This is a genomic window from Thalassotalea montiporae, from assembly GCF_053485855.1.
This window is the reverse complement of the sequence record NZ_JBQRUO010000001.1, coordinates 410,109-433,809: the sequence shown is the minus strand read 5'-3', so window position 1 is coordinate 433,809 and position 23,701 is coordinate 410,109. Positions and strand designations below refer to the sequence as shown.

The 23,701-nt window shown below is 43.2% G+C and carries 16 protein-coding genes; 5 read left to right on the top strand and 11 right to left on the bottom strand.

Going from position 1 to position 23,701, the window contains the following annotated elements; genetic code table 11:
- Positions 1-7: 7 nt before the first annotated feature.
- The 4 genes from ACSLUR_RS01785 to ACSLUR_RS01770 all read right to left on the bottom strand — a co-directional run bounded on the left by ACSLUR_RS01785 (position 8) and on the right by ACSLUR_RS01770 (position 8,080).
- Positions 8-4,438 carry a PAS domain-containing protein gene (locus ACSLUR_RS01785; protein WP_448551265.1) on the bottom strand — a complete coding sequence of 1,477 codons (4,431 nt, stop codon included), beginning with the start codon at positions 4,436-4,438 and terminating at the stop codon, positions 8-10.
- A 382-nt stretch (positions 4,439-4,820) separates the two neighbouring features.
- Positions 4,821-5,315: a TlpA disulfide reductase family protein gene (locus ACSLUR_RS01780; RefSeq protein ID WP_448551263.1), complete on the bottom strand. Its 495-nt coding sequence runs from the start codon at positions 5,313-5,315 to the stop codon at positions 4,821-4,823.
- Positions 5,316-5,359: 44 nt separating this feature from the next.
- Positions 5,360-7,408, bottom strand: coding sequence for a TonB-dependent receptor (locus tag ACSLUR_RS01775; RefSeq protein WP_448551261.1), 2,049 nt, complete (start codon positions 7,406-7,408; stop codon positions 5,360-5,362).
- Between the two features lie 210 nt (positions 7,409-7,618).
- Positions 7,619-8,080 carry a RidA family protein gene (locus tag ACSLUR_RS01770; protein ID WP_448551259.1) on the bottom strand — a complete coding sequence of 154 codons (462 nt, stop codon included), beginning with the start codon at positions 8,078-8,080 and terminating at the stop codon, positions 7,619-7,621.
- A gap of 548 nt (positions 8,081-8,628) precedes the next feature.
- Here ACSLUR_RS01770 and ACSLUR_RS01765 point away from each other — a divergent pair.
- Together ACSLUR_RS01765 and ACSLUR_RS01760 are read left to right on the top strand one after the other, a co-directional pair.
- A complete protein-coding gene (locus ACSLUR_RS01765; protein ID WP_448551257.1) occupies positions 8,629-9,378 on the top strand; it encodes a substrate-binding periplasmic protein in 750 nt (249 codons plus the stop codon).
- A gap of 169 nt (positions 9,379-9,547) precedes the next feature.
- A complete protein-coding gene (locus tag ACSLUR_RS01760) occupies positions 9,548-10,132 on the top strand; it encodes a Crp/Fnr family transcriptional regulator (RefSeq protein ID WP_448551255.1) in 585 nt (194 codons plus the stop codon).
- A gap of 55 nt (positions 10,133-10,187) precedes the next feature.
- On the opposite strand, the gene ACSLUR_RS01755 is transcribed toward ACSLUR_RS01760, so the two are convergent.
- The 3 genes from ACSLUR_RS01755 to ACSLUR_RS01745 form a co-directional block, all read right to left on the bottom strand.
- Positions 10,188-11,963 carry an AMP-binding protein gene (locus tag ACSLUR_RS01755; RefSeq protein WP_448551253.1) on the bottom strand — a complete coding sequence of 592 codons (1,776 nt, stop codon included), beginning with the start codon at positions 11,961-11,963 and terminating at the stop codon, positions 10,188-10,190.
- Between the two features lie 269 nt (positions 11,964-12,232).
- The gene (locus tag ACSLUR_RS01750) at positions 12,233-13,633 is read right to left on the bottom strand and encodes a flagellin N-terminal helical domain-containing protein (protein ID WP_448551251.1); all 1,401 of its coding nucleotides are present in this window, start codon (positions 13,631-13,633) and stop codon (positions 12,233-12,235) included.
- Between the two features lie 196 nt (positions 13,634-13,829).
- Positions 13,830-14,738 carry a LysR family transcriptional regulator gene (locus ACSLUR_RS01745; protein ID WP_448551249.1) on the bottom strand — a complete coding sequence of 303 codons (909 nt, stop codon included), beginning with the start codon at positions 14,736-14,738 and terminating at the stop codon, positions 13,830-13,832.
- 124 nt (positions 14,739-14,862) lie between these two features.
- Here ACSLUR_RS01745 and ACSLUR_RS01740 point away from each other — a divergent pair, with 124 nt between their 5' ends.
- Genes ACSLUR_RS01740 through ACSLUR_RS01730 form a run of 3 tightly spaced genes read left to right on the top strand, consistent with a single transcriptional unit; the run spans position 14,863 to position 18,354 of the window.
- On the top strand, positions 14,863-15,327 hold the full coding sequence (locus ACSLUR_RS01740; RefSeq protein ID WP_448551247.1) for a nuclear transport factor 2 family protein: 465 nt from the start codon (positions 14,863-14,865) through the stop codon (positions 15,325-15,327).
- A 56-nt stretch (positions 15,328-15,383) separates the two neighbouring features.
- Positions 15,384-16,034 carry a glutathione S-transferase family protein gene (locus tag ACSLUR_RS01735; protein ID WP_448551245.1) on the top strand — a complete coding sequence of 217 codons (651 nt, stop codon included), beginning with the start codon at positions 15,384-15,386 and terminating at the stop codon, positions 16,032-16,034.
- A gap of 31 nt (positions 16,035-16,065) precedes the next feature.
- Positions 16,066-18,354, top strand: a complete 2,289-nt coding sequence (locus ACSLUR_RS01730; RefSeq protein ID WP_448551243.1) for a 2Fe-2S iron-sulfur cluster-binding protein — start codon at positions 16,066-16,068, stop codon at positions 18,352-18,354.
- 86 nt (positions 18,355-18,440) lie between these two features.
- On the opposite strand, the gene ACSLUR_RS01725 is transcribed toward ACSLUR_RS01730, so the two are convergent.
- The 4 genes from ACSLUR_RS01725 to ACSLUR_RS01710 all read right to left on the bottom strand — a co-directional run bounded on the left by ACSLUR_RS01725 (position 18,441) and on the right by ACSLUR_RS01710 (position 23,669).
- Positions 18,441-19,271, bottom strand: coding sequence for a hypothetical protein (locus ACSLUR_RS01725; RefSeq protein ID WP_448551241.1), 831 nt, complete (start codon positions 19,269-19,271; stop codon positions 18,441-18,443).
- Between the two features lie 47 nt (positions 19,272-19,318).
- A complete protein-coding gene (locus ACSLUR_RS01720; RefSeq protein WP_448551239.1) occupies positions 19,319-19,891 on the bottom strand; it encodes a hypothetical protein in 573 nt (190 codons plus the stop codon).
- 298 nt (positions 19,892-20,189) lie between these two features.
- Complete coding sequence (locus ACSLUR_RS01715) at positions 20,190-22,409, bottom strand: tetratricopeptide repeat protein (RefSeq protein WP_448551237.1); 2,220 nt, start codon at positions 22,407-22,409, stop codon at positions 20,190-20,192.
- Between the two features lie 717 nt (positions 22,410-23,126).
- Entirely contained in the window at positions 23,127-23,669 is a 543-nt protein-coding gene (locus tag ACSLUR_RS01710; protein WP_448551235.1) for a hypothetical protein, read from the bottom strand.
- Between the last annotated feature and the right edge of the window lie 32 nt (positions 23,670-23,701).

The following is a 23,701-nucleotide window of genomic DNA, read 5'->3' as shown; positions in this document are numbered from 1 at the left end:
GACAGTGCTAACTCACGACAGCAAGGTAGCGATTTAGCATTTCAGATAGCGCGTCTTTATTAATCGGCTTGCTCAAATAATCATTCATGCCTGCCGCTAAACACTTTTCTCTATCTCCTGCCATGGCATTCGCTGTCATGGCAATAATCACCATTTCTTGATGCCGCTTACCACCATCGCCAGCACGAATCGCACGTGTTGCTTGATAGCCATCCATTTTAGGCATTTGAATATCCATCAAAGCCACATCGTAGTGCGCATTGCTCGCACTTAACATAGCTATCGCCTCAAGACCATTGGCTGCAATATAGCAGCTGTAGCCCAACTTATTCAGCACCCCTTTAGCAACCATTTGATTAACGCGGTTGTCTTCTATCAGCAAAATTTTATGCTGCGTCGCTGGATTTTCCTCAGGTTGCGAACTGGTGCTGATTGACGTCACACGCTCAGTTTCGACTATCGATATTGGGCTGTTGTTATTCTCAGCGAGCTGTTCTAACGTGTTTGGCTGGTCATTTACTCTGTCTTGGCTGCCCTGTTCACTTTGGTTGCCCTGCTCACTTTGGCTACCTAGTTCACTAATGTAATGTCTTGTCACAAGTGGCTTGGCAAAACGCAGCGCTTCGCCATCATCAGCAATAATATTAACTGCGGCGCGCAAATCGTTAATCGTTGCAGGTTTTGGGAAGTAACCACTAAAGCCCATTTGTGCAAAGTGTTTTGCATCACCCGGCGTTTGCATCGATGTCATCACAATCAGTTTCATCTGATGTTCAGGGTCAAGCTTGATTAACTCACGCGCCAGCATTTCACCATCCATGGTTGGCATTTGCATATCTAAAATACCAATATCGAATAGCGGCTGCTTAGCTTCAATGCGTTGCTGACAAATCAGTAGTGCTTGTTCACCACTACTACAACTCGTCACATTCGCTCCCCATTGAGTGAGCTGGCGGTTTAAGACTTCGCGATTGGTGTCATTATCATCCACCAAAAGAATAGTCAGTTCACTGATATCAACTTCCGGCATACTGGCAACAATTTGCGGTGTTTTGCCAACCCGAATATCACAAGTAAATTCGCTACCTTTATCTTGCACTGTGCTGACCGATACATTGCCATTCATGCGCTGACAAAGCTTCTTAACAATCGCTAAACCAAGGCCGGTACCACCGTAATGGCGAGTTGTTGATGAGTCAACTTGACGGAATTTTTCAAATAATAAATGCAGTTTATCTTGTGGTATGCCAATGCCAGTATCTTTGACAACCAGCCGCAAACGCCAATAAGTTTCATCTTCTTCCGTCAGACTTGCTGAAATAACCACTTCACCACTGTGCGTAAACTTAATTGCATTACTAATTAAATTAGTCAGCACTTGCCTGATACGGCTTGGATCACCGATGACTTGTCGGTCGCTCAGCCCAACCGTATCAAGGATTAATTCAATGCCTTTGCGCTGAGCCTGTGGCGCCATCGCTTCGCTCAACTCACCCATCATATGAGCAAGATCGAACACAATCGCTTCCAGATCTAGTTTATCGGCATCAATTTTAGAGAAATCTAAAATATCATTAATCAACTGTAACAATGAGTTTGCGCTACTTTGCGCTAGTTGCACTTTGTGTTGTTGATCGCGCTCTAATTCACTGTCTTGCAGCAGCTCTAACATGCCAATAACACCATTCATTGGTGTACGAATCTCATGGCTCATGCTGGCAAGAAATTCATTCTTGGCTTTAACCGCAGATTCAGCCTGCGTTTTCGCTGCTTTAAGCGCAAGTTCGTCACGCATCCTGTCGGTCACATCGTAATTTACACCAATTAGATTAGTAACTTGCCCTGCCTCATTGACCGTATTGATGGCTGAGGCTTTGATGTAACGCACTTCGCCCGATGGACGAATAATTCGAAATTGTGCGTCAAACTTACTAGCAGTGCTGATTGCCTTTTGTAAGAGTTCATTAATTTGAATTCTGTCGTCTGGATGCAGTCCTTGCCTCCATGCAGACAGCGCACCTGAGAAGTTATCACGCTCAAGACCATAGAGTTTGAGCATCCACTCGTCCCATTGGAGCTCATTGGTCAACACGTTAAAGTCCCAAATCCCGATCCCTGCAGAATCAGCAGCTAAGCTCATACGGCGGTTACTTTCCGTGATTTTACGAGCTGCAGCTTTTTGTTCGCTGATATCGAGATGTGTTCCGATCATTCGCTTAGGTCGGCCGTCTTCGTGCCACTCGACAACCTTGCCCGTGTCTAACACCCACAGCCAATGTCCGTTTTTGTGGCGTAAACGGGTTTCGCAATTGTAACGCTCGGTTTCACCGCGCCAATGACGTTCAAGTTCAAGTTGAGATTTTGGTAGGTCATCAGGATGAACCCTTAACGACCAAGACTTGGCACTGACTGGTGCTAGCTCTTCTAAGGTATAGCCAATAATATTCGCCCATCGCTCGTTGAGTACAGCCTCGTCGGTGTCAATCTCCCAATCCCAGATACCAACGGCGGTAGCATGTATTACCGAAGCTAATCGCTCATTGCTGTCGGATAGTGCCTGCTGCGCTTTAACGCGTTCGGTAATGTCTTGAAATGAGCCATACAAACGCACGCACTCACCGTCTTCAAATTCTGCTTCGCCCTTGGCAATGACCCATATTTCACGGCCTGTTGCGGTAACTAACTCCAGTTCTTGCTCATAAGATTCACCATAAGCGATAGAACGTTCAACCAACTGAGTAATAAGGTCGCGGCTACGACCTTCTTTATAAAAGTTTATCGCCGTAGCCAATTCAGGCACATAATCTGCCGGCACTTCATGAATTTGCTTGGTCATAGACGACCAATAGATGTGATTCGTTTTTAAATCAACTTCCCATGCACCTAGACGCGCCAATTGGCTCATGTGCTCCATTAACTGCTGTTGACCAGAAAGTTGGTCGCGCTGACGACTGCGTGTTAGCTCATAACCAACCCAATGCGCCATAAGTTGCAATAGCTCAATGTCTGAATCTTTAAAGCTCTGCGCCGAAGGCGAATCACTAGAAAAATTCATGGTGCCATAACGTTTGCCATCAACCCACAGTGGCGTACCTATGTAGGTTTCTAAAGCAAACTCTTGATAGCAAGGGTGACCACTTAACTCACTGTTAGCAACGTGTTCAATTGCCATGGGTTTATTAGCATTTAGCGTATGAAAACAATAAGTTTTAGCCAGAGTGAAAGTATCTCCTGGCTGTAAAGCATCGTCAGGACTACGGGCACTCAGAATCACATAATCATCATCTTCAATTTGACTAATAATGCCATTAGGCAGGTGAAATAAATCACAGCCTAACGCTAAAATTTGCTGCATTTTATCGTCAAGGTCAGCGTTACTGTCTGTGGTGATTTCGTGTATACGCTTTAAGGCAAGTTCCGTTCGTCGTTGCTCAGTAATATCGTTTTGAATAAGGATGAATTTGTTGCGTTTGGTATCTGCCTTTAATGGCACTATGGTAGTCGTGAACCAAAGTTTGCGACCGTAACTTGAGAGCGTGCACAACTCACCACGCCAGACATTACCAGTACGTAAGGTTTGATAAATTTTTTCAATAAAGCTATCGCTGTGATGATCGCTACGCAGCTTTTCGACTGGTTGAAACAAAAGCGCATCTGGCTGGTAACCATACACTTGACTAAAACGCTTGTTATAAAACGTGATGGTACCTTGCTGGTCGAATTGTAATACGAGTGAGTGTTTATTAATGGCAAACTGAAAGTCTGAAGCACGATTGCGTTCATTACTTAACTTTGAGTATGTGTCGCGCAATAGTTTGCGCATCACGTAATAGGCATAATAAGCAACAAACAAAAAGACCAAAATAGTGACTGACCAAATCACATAACCTTTGCGCTCACTCGCATGATATCGTTCGCTTGCCTCTTGCTGAAAAACATCTAAAGCATGCTCAAGCAAGTTAACAAAATCATCGCCTACTAACGCCCTAACTTGCACTTGTTGCTCGGTAGAAATTGAGGGGGCACGTGCCAGTGCTTCAGCGCTGTCCAAATAAGCAGTAAGGCGTTGGCTCAAATCATGGTATGCGTCGTAATTTCTTGAGAATTCTGACGATTTATTTTCCATTAACAAACCAACATGTTGCACTAAGACACTGAGGTTATCTCGCATTCTGGTTGCCGTAGAAATTACTTTGGTCGCTAACTTGGTATCACTATCAGTTTCATTACCTTGCTGATAACTTTGCAGTAATAGGGTTATTTGTTGAAGCAAATTGCGCTGTTCATTAGCTGTTATCGACACTTGCTGAAAGATTTGCTGCTCTTGATAATGAACGCGTAATTGGTAAAAAGCAGCGATCACCAAAACAACATTCAACGCAAATAATAAAACATAACGTCGAGTAAAATTGGCGAGTACTGAGTGCATTTTTTGCATTAAGCAACCTTAGTAGGTTTAGGTTAAGTAGATTAGGTTAAAAAAGACTTATTAACCTCGGCTCGGGATAAGAAATAGTGAAAAACAAATTTAATCCCAAAGTTACAATTAAAACCTTCTTCTAGCATGATATTTTTGCTGATATCAAGGCGAATTTACGCGTCAATAGCTAGTCTATTGCAAGTGAATTCAACACAGATAGCAGTGTAAATAGCTGCTAGAAGTACATTAATTATCCTGAGCTGAGGTTTCTTAATAATTTGTAAAGTATTGCACGCCTTCAAGGCAAATCAATGCCAATGTTTATACGTAGCACCATACTGGCGGACATTTGCTGCTGGTAAACATAAACAGCGAGCAGCCATACACGTTGTGAGTATTACTATTCCATTAACAATCGACTAAGCGACTGCTGATATTTCTCTTTTTTCTCCTCGGTAAAGCCTACATGGGTTTCTACTAGTTCACCTTCGCGATTAAATATCATGCTGCTTGGCATGCCCGGCAAGTTAAAATGGCGAGCAATTTTGCCATTTGGGTCGTAAATAACATCAAAATCCGCCGGATGCTCCTGCAAAAATACCAAGGCATGTGCTTTGTCGGCATCTAAATTGACGGTAATAATTTTTAACCCCTGAGACTGATATTTTTGCTGCATCTCATTCATCCAAGGGAAAGATGCTTTACAAGGAATGCACCACGACGCCCAAAAATCCAAATAAATCACCTGGCCTTTATGATTGGCAAGTGACGCTTCCAGTTCGATAAGTTTGGCGTGTTTCGCTGACACTTGGCTCGAAAGTACAAGCATCAGCGCGATGCTTAGCATGGTGAGTAGTCGATGGGTCAGAGGAGCAAATATTTTTTTCATAGTCATAAAAATACGGAGTAAATTAACATTATACCTATTGAAATAAAGCATTAATCAAAACGGTAGCTAAGTGAGACAAAGAGCGAGCGCGGCTCACCAACAAAGTAACGGTATTGGCCAAAGCCAAAGTCAGCACGTTCAGCATAGTCTTGATCCGTTATATTAAGCCATTGTGCTGCTAAGGTTAAATTCGTTGCAATGGGTGCACTGGCACGAAGGTTAATCAAGTTATGGCCTTCATAGTCTGCCGTGTTTTCAGGATTAACAAAATAATTCCCCATATGTTGCCACTCAAGCACCACTCGTTTGTCGTCAGGTGATTGCCAGCCCAACTGAACACTGCCCATGTGCTGCGGCGCAGTATCGATTTCATTCCCTTTAATGTTCAACCGACTTAGCGTCAGGTCAGCCTCATACGTATGGTTGGCTAAGGTGCCATTGGCTTGTACAAAGAAGTTATTCGGCAATTGGTAGCGTAACAAGAACTCTATACCACGATGACTCGTTTCACCGTTATTAACGTTTTGGCGATCAGCATCTTGAAAAATAACCTGCTCTTTTTCCATCGCGAATAACGATACATCATAAAACAGCTCACTTGTTTGACCGCGCATGCCAAGCTCAATGCCATCTGATGTTTCTGGCGCTAAGTTCGCAACGGTTTGCCCCGCTTGCAGGCGAAAAAGCTCCGTTGCTTGTGGTGCTCGGTAACCTTGTGAATATTGGCTGTACACTCGATGGTTGGGCGCTAACTGATAACTTGCTCCCACTTCAAAAGAGGTTTCATTAAAGCTCACTTGCTGTGAACTTGGGCGCGTATACCGACAATTCGTCACCTCTGGTGCGCAAGCGCTGCCATCACTCAAGTTATTTTGGTAGTCATAATCTGTGTATTCGTAGCGCACACCAGCTGATAGTTCTAATCGGTCTACAACTTGCCAAAATGCTTTCGCATAAGGGGCAATTACCGTGGCATCGACTTCATAATCATAGTGAAAACCAGTGGGTAAATGCGGTGCAAAGGGCTCTGCTTGAAACTGAGTAAGTTCACCCTGAGTATGGTCGATATCTACCCCTGCTATCCAACTAAACGTTTGCTGTACTTGTTGATAACTAAGCTTTACACCTGCCCCAGTTTGGCTATTTTCTTCAACAGGCTGCCACGGCAGAAAGTGTTGCAGAAATTCCATATCAGTCCAGCGAATGTAAGGAGTGATGTTAACCACTGAATGCTCACTCGGTCGATAGTCGATAAGCGAATAGGCTCGCATACTTTGACTGTCGCGATAAGCTTCAGGGTTTGGATTTTCACGTTTGCGAGACTGCTCTTTGTACGCCTCAAAGCCCCGAATAAAACCAGCGGTGTCTTGTGCTAAGTTAGCACCTGATATGACATTTTTTATTGACCAATTTGCCCCTTGAAATTGATGAATAAGCGTTAGTTTTTGCTGTTCAAAGCCGCTGTCATCCTTGTAACCACCGTCGTGACTGGCATTGCCATATGCCATAACACCATGTTCACCTTGATGATGGCTGACACTGAACTTAGCTTGTTGGTAATCGTGAGGACCTAGCGTAAGGCCAAGCTCACCACCCTGGTTCGACAAAGGATCTGGTGTAATAACATTAATTACACCGTGTACCGCATTTGAGCCATAAAGTGTGCTGGCTGGCCCGCGCAGTACCTCAACACGCTGCGCTTGCAACGCGTTGGTATCGAATAGTTGGTTGATATTGCAAAACCCCAAGCCACGCAACGAAATACCATCTTGCGCCATAAAAAATGCGCCACAACCGCCACCGCCAGTAAGCACAGGAGAGCGCAATGCGGTTAAATGCTCTTGACCATTTCCTCGACTCACCCAAGCGCCAGGCACGCGAGACATCACTTGGTTAATGTGTTGGTGATTTACCTCTTGCAAGGTATCTTGACCAAGTACCGTTAAATTACTGCTCAGTTTCGCCAGCTGTCGTTCAATACCAGATGCCGTTACAGTTATGGTTTCAAGTGTTTGTTGTTGCTGTGCATAGGCGTAAGAAGAAAGACCAACCACAGAAATATAGATAGGCGTGCAAAACAATAAGCGAGAAAAATTCAAAATTTGTCCTTAGTAAGGCAGCAAGCTCAGGTAAAAAGTTCAAGCAGAAAGCACCGGCTAAAAAGGGCTGCTACTTATGAAATTTCGCTATGACTTTCTAGCCAATATTTTTATTTGTTTTATAAGTATTCGTGAGCACTAAGCAATCGATTTAGTTAGCCGTCATATAGGCAAAGATTGCTGCTTAGTTACTAACATAAGCTACTTAAATTAGTTGTCACTAACCGCTGCAATACATTCCACTTCGACTAAAGAGCCAAGCGCTAATTCGCTTACTGCAAACGCGCTACGTGCAGGATATGGTGCACTGAAATACTGTGTGTAAACTTGGTTAAATGCTTTGAATTGTTTGATATCAGTCAGCATGACTAAACACTTTACAACGTCCGACATTTGGTAGCCGTGTTTAGTTAATGTCGTTTGAATGTTTTTCATTACCTGATGTGCTTCGTCCTCAAAGCCACCCGTTGCTAACTTTCCGCTAGCTGCATCCCAGCCAATTTGCCCAGAAAGATAGAGTGTATTGCCAACTTTCACGGCTTCCGAAAATGGTAGAGCTTTATTACTTTGTTTGCTGTTTAAGAATTGAATGTCGTTTGCTTGTGATGCAAAAGAAGGTGTTGCGACTAACATACTCATCGCAGCCACTATTGCCGTAATCGTTTTTTTCATGTTCCAACCTAATCTAATTGTTTTTATTGATGTTGTTTATATCCATTACTAAATCAGTAACAGGATGTCAGCTACCGAATCTTTATTGTGCTTGCTTACGACATAGTAAGACCTGCAGATTAAAAAATACATTCAAAAACGATGCATGTAAATTTACATTCACATAAATAATAAATTGATATGTATAACATTCACCAAGCCTTCCTGTGAAAACTTGTCAAAAACGATTTAGTTATTGGCATCAAAATTAGGCCGTGCGGCTCATCACTTCACCATTGATATATTGACCTATTCAAAGCCAACGATGGATACAAAGAACAAATACAAATAACTTGCGTGCATTTAGTTTGTGTGAACAAAGAGGAATTTCACTTTCAACTTAATAAACGACAGGCTATGGTAATAAGTATTGGTAAATTCGTGATTGCAATATTCATCATAGCTATAAAGGCAGCGCTCTTTATTGACTATTGCGCGACTAATAACCTTATTGCTCAATAAGTTAAACTTAACGACTCGCAATCACTTAGTTACAAGTAATAGAGCTAATGAAGCATTTATTTTTCATCTTACTAATCATTACCAGTACCTGTGCACTCGCAACTGCTAACCAAGTAGAAGTAGTTTCTGAACATTGGCCGCCATTTATTGTCCATCAGAAAGGTCTTGCGCACCAGTCAACGCATAAAGTCACAGGCCAAGTAACCCGCAATGTCCGTGAAATTTTACATCTGGCGGAACTTGATTATTCTTTAACCATTTACCCATGGGCACGAAGCTATCATTTGGCAACCAATAAACCAAATGTACTGATTTATTCAATTTTTAAAAATGAACAAAGAGCACCTAAGTTTCATTGGTTCTGTCCTATTTACCCATCCACACCAATTAAAGCCTACAAATTAGCCAATAACGACGCTGACGTTCACTCACTTGAGGCATTGAAGTCTGCCGTTGTTGGTGTGATGCGCGGTGACAATAGCTACAAGTATCTACTCGACAAGGGATTTGAAGAAGATACGCATTTGGATGTTTCTGCCAATGAAGAGATTAATTTGTTAAAGCTTATTACTGGCAAAATTGATGTAGTAATACAGTCAGAGCAAGCGTTGCGTTATCGATTGAAACAGCTTAACGCCAGCCACCTAACTGTTGTTGAAGGACTTACTCTGCATCCCATAAAACAAACAGAGCATTGCATGGCGCTTAGCCGTGGTTCGGACGAAAAAATAGTGGATAGAATTGATCACGCTTTTAAACAATGGTTGGCGCAGCAGAGTTCGCTAACAAGCAGCTAGTACTTTGCTAGAAATCTGCAAGTAAACGCCGACTAGGTATACCAATTTCAACAAAGCACTTGAAAAGTATTCTGCAATGAATATAGGTTTGCTAGACTGGTTATATTAACACTTTTTAACTTAACCAATTTAGTGCTTTTACAAGCTTATTCAATACCTTATCTTCGTTATGCCCTATCAAACGTTTAAACAACTGCTTAGCCCTATTGTCACCATGGATGACAGTTTATGGGAGGCGTGGTACGCAATCACCAAGCCGGTGACCATAGCAGCGGGTGAACAAGTACTTTCGGCGGGTGAAAAGCAGACCCACTTTTATATTATCAAACAAGGTGTGGTGCGCTTTTTCTATATTTCTCCCGACGGCAAAGAGTGGAATAAAGCGTTTTTTAAAGAAGGCGACCCCATTGGCTCGTTGTCAGCCTATTTAACTGACTCACCCAGTCAATTTACCGTTGAAGCGATAGAGCCTTGCACGCTATATAAAATTGCGATTGATGACTTTAATCGCCTGATCAAAGCACACCCCAAAATTATGGGATTTCTAAACAATCTAACGATTAAATTATTTACCAGAAATGAGCAACGTGAGGGAATTTTGCTAACGGGCAATGCAGAAGAGCGGTATCAATGGCTAATGGCAAATGAAGCTTGGCTAATTGACAGGCAAATTCCGCAATATCACATTGCCTCATACCTGAGTATGGATGCGGTTTCCCTATCACGCCTTAAACGTAAAAATAGCGCAAACTAATGCGCTATTTTTATGCCTTTAACGTTTAGCCTTTATGTTTTAAACCTCAAATAACTTAAAGGTTAATTTCAAGGTTTAAGCTTTCCGCTAAATGATGGCATGTTTGGGCTAAAGACTCGCTAGACTCAGATGTTGAAACATCTAACGACACTTTACCGCAGCTCAGCATTTTCGCCGTAATATCAACAGCAAGGCTCGGCTCTTGCTCTGCCAACTGTTCTTTTACCGCTGATGCAGCAGCCAGAGCGCGTAATTCCGTTTTTTGAATTTTACCCACTGCCGTTAGTGGTAATGCATCAAGCAAAGTAATCGCCTTTGGTTGTGCCGGTGGCTCATCAATATGTTGTTTAGCATGGGCCATTAATTCCTCAATACTGACATCCGCTCCCTCATGCAATTGCACGTATACCACAGGCAATTCACCAGCATAGGCATCTGGTTTACTTACGGCTGCTGCCAGTGATACCGCTGGGTGCTCCTCTAAACAACTTTCAATCACCACAGGGTCAATATTGTGCCCACTGCGAATAATCAAATCTTTAGAACGGCCAGTAATAAATAAACTGCCTTCGTCGTCTAAATACCCCAAGTCACCGGTTCTAAACCAACCGTCAGTGAGCGGTGATTCCGAAACGCCAAGGTAATTTTCAAAAACCATAGGGCCACGCACACATATCTCGCCGACACCATCTGAATCAGGTGCTAGCTCATCAATGGCAATTTCCATTCCTGCGGCTTTGTAGCCTGCGCTCAACAACTTGGCAGGCGCATCTAAATGCGGCATCGCAATAACGCCTGACGTTTCCGTCATTCCATAGACTTGATACAACTCAAGGCCAGTCAATTTAGTGATGTCTTGACCAACACTTTCTGGCAGTGAAGCGCCGCCTGAAAGTAAGTATCGTAATGAGCTAATATCACTGTCGATTGGCACGCTAGTTAGCGCTGCAACAGAAGTTGGGATCGCACCACCTAGCGTTGCTTGATAACGCTCAACCAACTGCCAGTACTGTTTGATAACTTGCGGATCTCTAAATCCAGCCATAGTCGGAAATACAGTATGAATACCGGCCGCTAAACCGCCAAGGCCAAGCACAAGCGCGCCAGCAACATGAAATACCGGTAAACCATTAATTAACGTGTCTTTGTCACTTGCCTGCATCGCTTCAACAAAAGCGTTGGCTGTGGCTAAATGGTTTGCTTGGCTTTGTACTACCAACTTAGGCGAGCCGGTTGTTCCACCGGTATGAAAATAGGCTGCAACATCAGTTTGTGTTGGCAGCCAATGCTGAGGTAACGTAGCCGCATCAAAATCGCTGAGCTGAGCACTAAATGCAGGGGCTTCGTCAGCAGGAAAAACCACAGGGACGAGTTTAATATCGCGAGCAGATTTTGCAGCGGCAGCTTGTGCCTTTTGCCAAAAGTCCGTTCGAGGGTTCGGTCCTACTGCAAAAATAATATCAGTTTCTGCTTTGTCCATTAGCACGGTGAGTGCATCAACACTTAGCAGTGGGTTTAGTGGGTTAGCAATGCCGCAACTTTCTGCTGCCCATAGAATATATTGAGCTTCAGAAATATTCGGCAGTAAGAAAGAAACCACTGGGCGCTGGCTGCTATCCTCAGCAAGACCAATATGGTGGCGAATTAATCTGACGGTGCGATGTAGATTATCAAGAAATGTTTGGTAACTAACGGTTTCGTCGACTAGCTCTGGCGCTAACTGTTTAATTAAGGTGAATGCTTTAGCATTAGGCTGTTGCTGACAAACATGTTGCAATAAATGATAAACGCTTGGCATATCAATCGGTGCTGGTGATGCGGAATGTGACATGAACTCTCCCCGTTTCTTTTTAATATTTTAAGAAACATACTGAGTGTTATTGAAACTAGGGTCATTAACAAATGTTAATGCAATTGTAAGCAAGTAACGGCAAACGTTTGGTTTGCTCGAGCTGCAATCGCTATCGGCTAATACTTTCTAACGAGGAAAGAAATGGTGGAGAAAAGAAAGAAGAATATTGGTAGAAAGCCTTGGTTTTACAAATAAAAACCAACTAATTTCAGTTGTTTATTCGAGTACGGATTCGTTTATTGATTCGTTTATTGATTAAGTAATGAAAGCGCTAATTCTGGTTGGATATTAGCTTGCGACAAAATCGATTGTGATGCTTGTTGCAAAACTTGCTCTCTGGCTAATTTTGCCGTTTCGCTGGCATAGTCGGTATCTTGAATACGAGAAGTGGCGGCAACAATATTCTCATGTGAATTCATCGAGGTTCGAGCAGCACTCGACAACACATTTATCGACGCACCATATTCACTGCGATAGCCAGCAATTGTGTTTAATGCGTTTTGCAGCGCGCTAATTGCTGTTTGAGCGCCCGATGCACTGGCAATGGTTAAGGGAGCTATACCCAAATCAACCGATGAACTGGCAGTTTTTTCGATATCAATAAAATCGTCATTGTTTCCATCAGGTGTGGTCGCTACAAATACTTTAAACGGTTCATCGTTGTTAACTGTGTTCCCTAGGTTGCTATAATTCACGGTGAGATCAAAACTACCGCTACCGACTACCGCCACATAGAGTGGCTCTGTCGTGGTATCAATATGAACCGCTTCAATAAGCGTCCCTCCGGTATTAACACCATCATTATTTCCATCAGCGGGAGAAGTACGATCACCGTCTCCACCAAAGCTTATCGTCATACCATTGTAGCTAGTACTGTTCGCCGCGCTGGGCGAGTAAACCGGGCCACCAGAGTTTAAATTACTCGCGTCATAACTCGCGCCAGGAGGGAAACCATTTTGCGGGGTAAATAAATTATTTTCGACATCTTGCGGTGTGCTAATGGGAATATTGTCAGCGTTATTTTGCCAGCTATTATCATTTAAATCGGTACCCACCAAATGCCTACCATCCTGCGTAAATATTTGGATGTCATCATCTAAACCAAGTGAGTCTAGTGTTAAGCTGACATTGTTGGAGCCGGCAGGGATTGCAGCAAACGAACGGATACCAGAGCTAAACGTACCACTTCCCCCACTGATGGGGAAGATATCCCCAAGCGAAGGTACGTTGTCACCACCAAGTAGCGGGAATCTGCCAAAAATTTCAGTTTCGTTAGCGATGCGATTTATTTCTTGCTTTAATCCTTGAAATTCAACATCTAGCGCTTGCTTATCTGTTGTCGTAAGCGAGCCATTTGCCGATTGAATCGCCAATTGGTACATGCGTTGTGCCATATCTGACACCTCAGCCAACGCCCCTTCAGCCACCTGAGCATAACTGATACCATCGTTAATATTTTGCTCAATGCGTGTTAATGCATTCGACTGGGCGGTAAGCCGTACAGAGATCTGCAAACCAGCAGCATCGTCGGCGGCAGAGTTTATTCTCTTCCCCGATGAAAGCGCTTCATAGCTTTTTTCCAGCCGATTAGCATTAGTGTTAAGCTGATTGATAGCGTTGAGTGCTGACGTATTGGTATTAACAAACATCAGTCACTTAACCCTAAGCAGAGTTCAAGTTGCATTACCTTTTCAAAACGATTCAAAAAATTGACAGAAATCTAGGTAATGCAGGTAAAGCACGAGCTATACCAATGTAGAATTAACCGATAAAGAAATCCTTTACGTGTGATCTACCATTGAAAAATAGCAATAAAGACAAAATTTTAGGAGGGGTTTAACTTTGTTACATCTCCCCCTGAAGATAGGGGTTAGCGCGCAATTGCTCGGCCGCTAAATCAATAAAAGTCCGAATTTTGGCGTTGGCTCGACGCCCTTCAACATGAACAATCGATACTGGTAAATCATCTTCCTCAAAGTTAGTTAATATTCGCTTAAGCTGGCCTGTTGCTAATGCTTCGCCAGCCTGATAAGACATAAGCCGAGTTATCCCTGCGCCCATTACAGCTGCCGATAGCGCAGCGGCATTGTGATTACACATTAAGCTTGGGTTGAGTTTAACGGACAGCGTCTGACCGTTATTATTAAACTGCCAACTGCGGCCAGTTTCATAGGTGGTCGGAAAAATAATTTGATGTTCACCGAGCGACTTAGGCTCTAACGGCAAGCCATAAGTTTCAAAATAACGAGGAGCACCACAAACAATACGTTTCACCGAGCCAACTTGCATCGCATAAAGGTTTGAATCTTTCAGTTGACCGATACGAATTGCCACATCAATCTCTTCTTCAAGCAGGTTCGTGATGTTGTCGTAGAACAGTGTTTTCACATTAACATCTGGATATTGTGCCAAGTACTTAGTGACAATCGGCATAATATGCAAAGTACCAAACAGCACAGGTGCAGTAATGGTTAAGGTACCGCTTGGTTTTGCATACACACCACGCACCGCGCCTTCGGCTTCAGCGACTTGCTCTAAAATATGTTGAGCGTCTTGTAAAAAACCAGCGCCAGAGGCCGTAAGCCGAACGTGCCGTGTTGTACGATTAAACAGCTTGACGCCTAATCGTGCTTCCAAAGTGGCAACCGCTTTAGTTGTCGCTGGTGCAGAAATACCTAACTCGTTGCTGGCCGCCACAAAGCTTCCTTGTTTTGCTACCGCGACAAATACTTGCATGGTTTGAAATTTATCCATTAAGCACGCCTTTTATTTCAATTTAAGAAATTAATAATTTTATTTTTAGCTAATTATTTCGTTTTTGTATACGACTATAGTGCTTATCAAGCATTGAATATCATTCTGATGAAAAGGAAAGACCATGACTAGACCGCCCCTCCCCCCTTTTAACGAACAAAGCGCAGCAGAGAAAATTCGCCTTGCCGAAGATGGTTGGAACAACCGTAATCCAGAAAAAGTTGCACTGGCTTACACGCCAGATTGTCAATGGCGAAATCGCGCAGAGTTCGTCACTGGTCGCACAGAAATCCAAGCCTTACTCAAGCGAAAGTGGACACGCGAATTGGATTATCGCTTGATCAAAGAGTTGTGGGCATTTACTGAAAATCGCATTGCCGTGCGCTTTGCCTATGAATTTCGCGACGATTCAGGCCAATGGTTTAGAGCCTATGGCAACGAAAACTGGGAATTTAATGATGATGGCTTAATGCGTAAACGCATTGCCAGCATTAATGAACACCCAATCGCAGAAGCTGAACGAAAATTTCATTGGCCCTTAGGTCGCCGACCTGATGAACACCCTGGATTAAGCGAACTAGGCCTGTAGTTAAAAAACCGTTTAGTCAAAAAGACAACATTCAAATCAAACAATAAGGCACACAAATGAACGCACAATTTTCACCACAACGAGCACCGATAAAGCTCTACCGTCACCCACTATCAGGCCATTGCCATCGGGTTGAACTCATGTTGTCGTTACTTGATTTACCTTATGAAACAGTAGATCTCGACATGGCAAACGGTGCTCATAAAGCGTCTGAATTTTTAGCTTTCAGCCCTTTAGGACAAGTCCCTGTTATTGACGATAATGGCACCACGTTATGTGATTCAAACGCCATTATTACTTATGTAGCAAACCGCTATAACGATGGCTACGAATGGTATCCGCGAGCACCAACAGAAGCAGCTGAAGTGCAGCGCTGGCTATCGATGGCAGCTGGTGAAATAGCCTATGGCCCTTGTGCTGTGCGGCTAGTCAAAGTTTTTGGTGCAGCCCTTGATTATTCAGTAGCCGCGCAAAAAGCACAAACCATTCTCGCGGTAATGGAAGCTACGCTTTCGCAACGTCAGTTTTTAGCAGGTGATGCCATCAGCATCGCTGACATTGCTGGCTATAGCTACATTGCCCATGTGCCAGAAGGCGGCATCAGCTTGGCGCCTTATCCAGGCATTCGCGCTTGGCTAGCACGTATTGAAGCGCAACCTCGATTTGTTGGCATGACACGTTCACCTATCCCAGCAGAGCTAATCTAGAAAAAAGCAAATATCACAAAGGAGACAAGTCATGAGCGACAACAACTCTCAGCAAAAGCAGGTGCAGTTCACAGACTCTCAATTTCATGCAGATGAAATCGCAGTGCAAGCCCGTTTAGGCATTGCCGAGAAAGTCGCTCATTACAGTAAAGGATTTATTCGCGACGCCATGCCCGAGCAACACCGTGAGTTTTTTTGTCAGCTCCCTATGGTCGTTTTGGGCATGGTTGACCATGATGGCTTTCCTTGGGCGCTGCCACTTTATGGTAAGCCTGGGTTTATTCAATCACCCAGCGACACTCAATTGACCTTAGAGGCAACGCCGGATTTGGCGTCATTATTCGCTTTAGACGTTCACCATGGTCAAAAGATCGGCCTATTAGGAATTGAGCTAGAGACTCGCCGGCGAAACCGAATGAACGGCACAATACGCGAAATCAGTAGCCAAAGCTTGGCTATTGAGGTTGAGCAAAGCTTTGGCAACTGCCCGCAATATATTCAAACCCGAGCGTTTAATTATAACGAGCTTGAATCAAGCGCTTACCAAGCAGATCCAACAGGCTTTGAGCACTTAACACTTGCTACAAATATAGCGCCGTCATCAAAATCACTGATTGAATCTGCCGACACTTTTTTTATTGCCTCACGCACTCGCGATTTTAATGAAGACAAGCGAACAGGCATTGATGCCTCACATCGTGGCGGAAAACCTGGGTTTGTAAAAGTGACCGGTAATTCGCTGAGCTTTCCAGACTTTAGTGGCAACAAGTTTTTTAACACCTTAGGCAACATTACCTCTGATGGTCGCGTTGGTTTGTACTTTCCCAACTATGCAACGGGTGATGCGGTTTTTCTTACCGGTCAGGCAAGTATTGCTTGGCAACATAAAGCCCTTCCCGACATTAAAGGCGCTGAACGAATTATTGAAGTGACTGTTGAAAAGTCAGTGTTTATCTCGGGCTACTTACCAGTTACGGGTGAACTTGTGGAAAACTCCCCTGCGCTCGATAACACGGGGACTTGGCTTAAACAAGCTGCCACTCCTAGTGTCACTTCTGAGACAGCCCCAAACATGTCGAACGTCCTTAACACGCAAAATAATGCTTTTAGCCCTTTTGTTATCACCAAAAAACAACGTGAAAGCAGCACCATCACCTCGTTTTATTTTGCCCCACGTGATATTAAGTCACAGAACCCTGAGAAAGTGCGCACTGATATAAAGCGAACACATAAAGAGTCCACTGAGAAAGTGAGCACTGATAAAGCGAGCACTGAAAAAGCGGCGTCGAGCTATCAAGCTGGGCAATTTATTCCAATAAAAATAGCACTCCCCAATAGTCAAAAAACCGCACAACGCAGCTATACCTTATCGCAGGCTCAAACCTCTAGCTTGTCGCAAGCTCACACTGGCGCAACAAACAATCATTATCGAATCTCGGTAAAACGCGAGCCACAAGGGCTAGTATCAAAAGCACTACATGACCATTATCAAGTCGGCGATACCGTTTGGCTTGGTCAGCCAGCAGGAAATTTCACCTTAAAAACCAGTGACAAACCGATAGTACTGCTTTCAAGCGGTGTTGGCATTACGCCGATGATCGCCATGTTACAAGGCCAAATTAACCTGTTAAAAGAGCAAAGCGCTAATGTCATAAAACCTCGCCCTGTGTGGTTTATTCACGGCAGCCAAAACAGCGACACACAAGCTTTTAACGCGTACCTGAAAACACTAAGTGCACAGCACCAATGGCTAAACATCAAGACATTTTATTCTCGCCCGCTCAAGCGCCATAAACTCGGTCAGGACTATGACATCAAGGGGCGAATATCAGTAACGGAGTTACGCCAGATACTGCCGGATATAAACTGTGATTACTACTTGTGTGGCTCAGAGCAGTTTATGCGAGATTTATTCGCAGGACTGATAAAACTCGGCGTTGAAAAAACCAATATTTCATACGAGTTTTTTGGCGCCGGCAGTATTGAAGAACCAACACAAAGCCAGCAACCGACTCACCAAACCAGTCACAGTGCTCTACCTGAGAAGTCGGCCAAGTCAGCTAAGGTCATATTTTCCAGCTCACAAACCAGCGCCCAATGGACACCAAACGAGACAAGTTTACTAGCACTTGCCGAAGCAAAAGGGCTAAACCCTATGTATAGTTGCCGCTCAGGTAACTGCGGCGCTTGTACGTGCAAACTGGAAACAGGACAAGTGACTTATCCCCAGCAACCAGCTTATCCGGTGGCTGAAGGTGAAGTGTTGATTTGCTGCGCGCAGCCTGCTGCGGGCACGAAAACACTCACGCTTACTTTGTAGCTGGTTACAACCCATTCATACCCGCAGGCTCTGCTGGCTGGCTTGGCGCTTGTTCGTTAATGTTCGCAGGTGTTATCAAATAGTCTCTAACAATCACTAACATTCGAGAATAACGAGCGGCTATTAATCATGCGATTGGTGCACGAACCCTTAAATTCAACGATTTTTCGATTATCGCGAGGTGCTAGCGCGTGAATTTCATCAACCGTTGAAGTGCCATCTACCTGACTGTAAAACACCGCAAGTTGACCAGCAAAATTATCTATTGCTCGTGTCACTGAAAGCGCCTTCAAACGCACTCTGTCGTTGATGAACACCTCTTTTTCCATGCGTGCAAGCAACATACTCGGTAGGCGGTTTTCACGAATAAACTGCTGTAACCTTTGGTAGAAATCAAGTACTGGTGAAACCAAGGTTAACTTACCTTGGTAGCGGGAAAACCACATGCTGTTACCTACAATTGAAGTACCAACTCCTTGGGTAATCACATGTGATGGTGCTGGCAAATAACGTGATACAATATCAAGCGCATTACTCCAATTGGGTAGAGAGACAAATTGCTCGCTTCGGCAGTGATTATGGTGATGATTATGTCCGGTTTTGCTATGACCACCTCGCTCTGGTAAAAATTCAATGGCGATGCAAGTATAGCCCTGCTTCACTAAGCGTTTGATAAGGGGAGTAAACTGATGCGCATTACCCCAACCGTGCACTAACCATATATACCTACTCTCTGTGTCACCTTGGCTTTCGCCTCGACTCTTGTTATCGCCGGTAGTGTAAGTGCGAATACAACCATATTTAGTACGATATAACTTTCGCTTGCTCTCCTTAGTCCAACGCACGCTTGAAGAGCGTGGGGTGAGTAATTTGCGCTTAACTAGCCTGTAAGCATACTCGGGAAAACATTTGCTCAACAGCTTAATCCCAAAAATGAATAGTCTTTCCTCGCTCATCACTTATCCTACTGCACTTGTGATCCAGTTTTTGTTGCGGATGAATCGAGTTCAAGCGAGCGGTCAACGTAAGGGTAAAACTCGCTTTCGGTAAAAATATGCTCAAGTAACTCAAACTTAGCGCGGCAGCTACAACAAGTAGTAACAACTTTCACTAAACCTTCGTCAAACAAATGATTATTTGAACCATACACGTTAAACAGAAGCTTTAATTTTTTTAGATGCTCTGGTGTCACCTTGCCAGCCAACTGCTCCAGCATCATCAGTACTTCTAGGCAATTATTGGTATCAGGACGAGCTATGGTGAAAATACGACCTAAAATTTCATCTGCATCAAGCTCATCGGCGTTAATATCGCTTTTTCTAGTACTTTTTTTAGCAATTGTATTTTTTTTCTTCGACGCACACTGCAACGGTTGCGAACTAATGTTTTCCACGTTTTGATTAACGGTTTGTTCAGCTTGAGCATTTGTATATTGATAGACTTCCTTGGCTTGGCTAGCTTGGTTAATGTTGGTTAGGTCGGCTATTGAAGAGTTAAGAACTATATCGTGGTTGAGCTTATAGCGACTTTGTCTCATCAGATATAAATCAATCAAAACGGCAATTATTATTAAGATGATTATGCTGAACAAAAGCCAGTCCATAACGTTAACTCCAAAGTTAGGCTCGTATTTTTCCTAGGACTATAAACTGCAAATAGGGAGGAAATATGGATAGGCTTTTCGTTTGTTTTTCTAGAGAAAAGAAAGCGCCAATAAAAATAGCGCGGTTATCTATGAGGCTGGAACAAGCAGCACAGCTATAAGTGGCAAAAGCACAGCTTTGTTCTTAAAGGATTGCTCGCCGAAGGTTATCAAAGAACAAACAAGCCGTTTGCTATGGCGTAGCAGAGTGTTCAACGAGTGGCAAAGTGATCAATATAGCGACACCGCCCAATGCGCTTTGCTTCGCTTCAATGGTACCTTGGTGTGCATGGATAACATTTTGGCATATCGCAAGCCCCAAACCAGAACCACCAGTCGCCCGATTTCTCGATTTTTCAAGCCGATACAAACGCTCGAAAATTTTAACAAACTCACTTTCTGGCACTGAAGGCGAAGTGTCTTGTACGCGAAAATGCACCAGCCCATGTGCTTGCCAAACTTTCAATTCAACTCGGCCAGGTTTATCGGTGTAGCTATCGGTGTAGTTAACACTGTTATTAATCAGGTTCGCCAATACTTGTTTAATGCGATCTTGATCAATGGCTACCCAAGCAGGCTCTGAAACGATGTCGTCATGCCATTGCAGCTCATGCCCTGTTACATATTGCTCAAATTCGCTGCTCCACTGCTTGAGCACAGGAGAAATATCGAGCTGCCGCGTATTGATAGACAAACCATACACATCTGAAACCGCTAACTCATAAATATCGCGAATCAAATGACTTAGATCGGTAATTTTGTTACTGAGTTTTTGATAACTCAGCTCCACATCATCCACCAAGTTGTAGCGCAGCGCATCTACTTGCAGTTTCAAGGCAGTTAACGGTGTGCGCAGTTCGTGTGAAACATCGGCAAGTAGCTGATTTTTCTGTTGTAGTGCATCTTCATACAAGCTGGCAGAAATCATCGCAAGTTTGCGCCGCTGATGTAGCACATAGAAAATCAGCAGAAATAGCACCACCAAGCCCAAAGTGAGCAAGGTCACTTTTTCCGTGACTTTTTTCTGTGCAACCACTTCTAGTTCCGATTGCTTACTGGCCTCTTCCAATTTCGCGACTTTCACTTGCTGTTTCAGCAAGTTGATATCGCGCTTGTACTTTTCTAGTTCTTTAATACGCAGCTCTGAATCCAATTGTTGCTTGAGCTCATACGCAGCCTTTAAATGAATGAGGGCGAGGGAGTCTTGGCCTAGTTGGTGATGAATTTCACTGAGTAGCCTGTTGTCATCGAGCTGGTCTTTAAAAAGCTCAAGTTTTTTTGATATTGCTAAGGATTTGCTGACGTAGTGCTCTGCCTCTGTTAATGCTTGGTGATCAAAATGGTAAACCCCAAGGTTGTGCCATACTGATCTCATTTGGAAATCAGCGTTAGAGACTTGTCCTGTTTTTTCAGCCAATAGCAAGCTGGCTAAACGGGCCTCTTGCTTATTGAGCTTGTCAAAAATTTGCGCCCGCTGAACATACGAGCGAGACAACACCTGATGGAAAGACCCTTCAGCAAAGATATCAATCGCTTTTTGGGTAACATCCAACGCTTCATCAAGCTTGTGCTGCGCCATGTAAATAGAGCCAATTCGATGATAGTCGTAACCAATATATTCTGTGTCGCTGAGCTTTTTATCGAGTTCTAACGCCTGCTGATAAAAAGATAATGACTTATCGTAATCTTCTGAGCGGTAGAACAATTCACCTAAATTGAAATAACTACTGGCTTGGTCTTGCGCATTACCGATTCGCTCAAATAGCTTCATGGCTTTGATTTGATATTCAGCGGCGAGCACTAAGTCATCTTGTGATTCATACAACACCCCTAAAGAGCCATACATACGTGCAATTTCTAATTCATCACCTAGTACTTGATAATTTTCTAATGCCAACAAGTAATACTTTTCAGCTTCAGCATGTTGTTTGTCCAGACGGTAAAACCTTCCTGTATGCTGATAAGTACGCGCTAGCAAAGCTGCATTTTGGCCAGCGAGTGGAATCCCTTTAGTTTCAAGCATCTTCGCAGCAGTTACATAGTTATTTTTCTTGCGTTCAAGTTGCGCTCCGCTAATCACAACTTCCAACTGCAATTCATTGCTAAATTGTGCTGCGGCTTGGTTTAAATCAAGTAACAAGGCACTCGCTTTTTCAACTTGTGCGCTGCGACGATAAATACCGACCAGTTTTAGCTGCGCATAGACTCTATCTTCGCCACTTAATTCTGCAATTAACGCCATAACAGCTTGCTCGGCGCTCAAGTCTGATCCTTCAATTTTCGCCAACTGCGCTTTAATGGCTGATGATGCTGGAACAGCACTATTGGTGTTTGTGTTTACGCTTATGTTTGCAGACATAGCCGCCGATTCACTGGCGAGTGCCTTGGTAGATAGCACGCTAGTGAATATCATGGTGCTGCATAGAAACGAAGAGACAAGCCAAAAGACAAGAAAAAAGAGACGTGAATAGTGATCATGAATACTCAATATGCGCTGCGTTAACTGTATGAAATACAAATTGATGCCTTTAGTTGATAATGCGTGATGACTCGTAAATATTCGTTTGGTTCCTTCGCTCGCTTCCACTCGCAGCAAGTACATAACGAAGCCGATGCTATAAGAAAGAGCAATTAATAAAATAGCGGCAAAATGTGCAAGAAATATGGATACGAGTCTTTAGCCACACTATTCACTCAGAATTCGTTGTGTATAAGTCAGTTACAAGCTGAGGATACTTGCCATAAAAATCTCAATAACAAACGACTAAAGGCGTTTACTTTTATATAGCGTTGAATGCATGTTTAAATGAACCTCTTTTACAAAAGGCATCAAAAAATAAAAGCATCATTAGTAAATCAATGATTTACAGCCAGTATTTATCTAATATGAACGTTTCACTGGTATTTAGTAATCAATTTAGTGCAGTAGATACTTCGATTTACTCTTGATAAAAAATAAGGCTTGCAAAAAATAGCAAGCCTTACTGATAACCCATTACGTTAGAAGTTTAATACCTCTTATAGTCCTTATATCATAGGAAAAGTAGATAAATTCCGACTATAAAAAAACACCACAACGTACAATATAATCTTTAGTGATTAATTGTTTTTTAAAAACACTTCCATTGAATTAAAGTAGTCGGCGGCGATTAGCTAATACTGCAAGCATCAATGCAAATACAGCCATCACTGACGGTTCAGATATCACCGACGCTTGACCAAAAGATAGCTGGCCAAATTGGTCACTATTCGCTGCCGTTACGTTGATAACATTATCAAGTAAAGGATCTGGGCTAAAGGCATCAAAAAAGCCATCATACCCAACACCATTGCTCGATAGTATATCAAACTCAAAAAACTCAATTCCGGCATATACATCGTCTACGAGGACTTCTATCGTAAACAAAAACAAATCTGCCATACTAAATTCATCGACTGATGTTATCGCTCCAAGGTCAGGATCAAAAAGTGTCAAACTAAAAAATGATTCAATTACAAAATAGTCGCCATCGATAAATCCATCACGAGTATCAACCGTTATTTCACCAAACACATTATCATCAAGTAAAATGTCTTGTGTTATAAGCGCAGCGTTTGCTGTTTGAGAGAGCATGAACACCACACATAGCGAGCCTATTGTTGTTGCTAACCAATTTTTTATAAATTTCATCATTTAACTTCCTATAAGTCTGTAAATGTTAGCTA

Coding starts and splice junctions, on each gene's coding strand:
- ACSLUR_RS01785 (WP_448551265.1), bottom strand. CDS start 4,438: ATGCAAAAAATGCACTCAGTACTCGCCAATTTTACTCGACGTTATGTT.
- ACSLUR_RS01780 (WP_448551263.1), bottom strand. CDS start 5,315: ATGACTATGAAAAAAATATTTGCTCCTCTGACCCATCGACTACTCACC.
- ACSLUR_RS01770 (WP_448551259.1), bottom strand. CDS start 8,080: ATGAAAAAAACGATTACGGCAATAGTGGCTGCGATGAGTATGTTAGTC.
- ACSLUR_RS01765 (WP_448551257.1), top strand. CDS start 8,629: ATGAAGCATTTATTTTTCATCTTACTAATCATTACCAGTACCTGTGCA.
- ACSLUR_RS01760 (WP_448551255.1), top strand. CDS start 9,548: ATGCCCTATCAAACGTTTAAACAACTGCTTAGCCCTATTGTCACCATG.
- ACSLUR_RS01755 (WP_448551253.1), bottom strand. CDS start 11,963: ATGTCACATTCCGCATCACCAGCACCGATTGATATGCCAAGCGTTTAT.
- ACSLUR_RS01750 (WP_448551251.1), bottom strand. CDS start 13,633: ATGTTTGTTAATACCAATACGTCAGCACTCAACGCTATCAATCAGCTT.
- ACSLUR_RS01745 (WP_448551249.1), bottom strand. CDS start 14,738: ATGGATAAATTTCAAACCATGCAAGTATTTGTCGCGGTAGCAAAACAA.
- ACSLUR_RS01740 (WP_448551247.1), top strand. CDS start 14,863: ATGACTAGACCGCCCCTCCCCCCTTTTAACGAACAAAGCGCAGCAGAG.
- ACSLUR_RS01735 (WP_448551245.1), top strand. CDS start 15,384: ATGAACGCACAATTTTCACCACAACGAGCACCGATAAAGCTCTACCGT.
- ACSLUR_RS01730 (WP_448551243.1), top strand. CDS start 16,066: ATGAGCGACAACAACTCTCAGCAAAAGCAGGTGCAGTTCACAGACTCT.
- ACSLUR_RS01720 (WP_448551239.1), bottom strand. CDS start 19,891: ATGAGACAAAGTCGCTATAAGCTCAACCACGATATAGTTCTTAACTCT.
- ACSLUR_RS01715 (WP_448551237.1), bottom strand. CDS start 22,409: ATGATATTCACTAGCGTGCTATCTACCAAGGCACTCGCCAGTGAATCG.
- ACSLUR_RS01710 (WP_448551235.1), bottom strand. CDS start 23,669: ATGATGAAATTTATAAAAAATTGGTTAGCAACAACAATAGGCTCGCTA.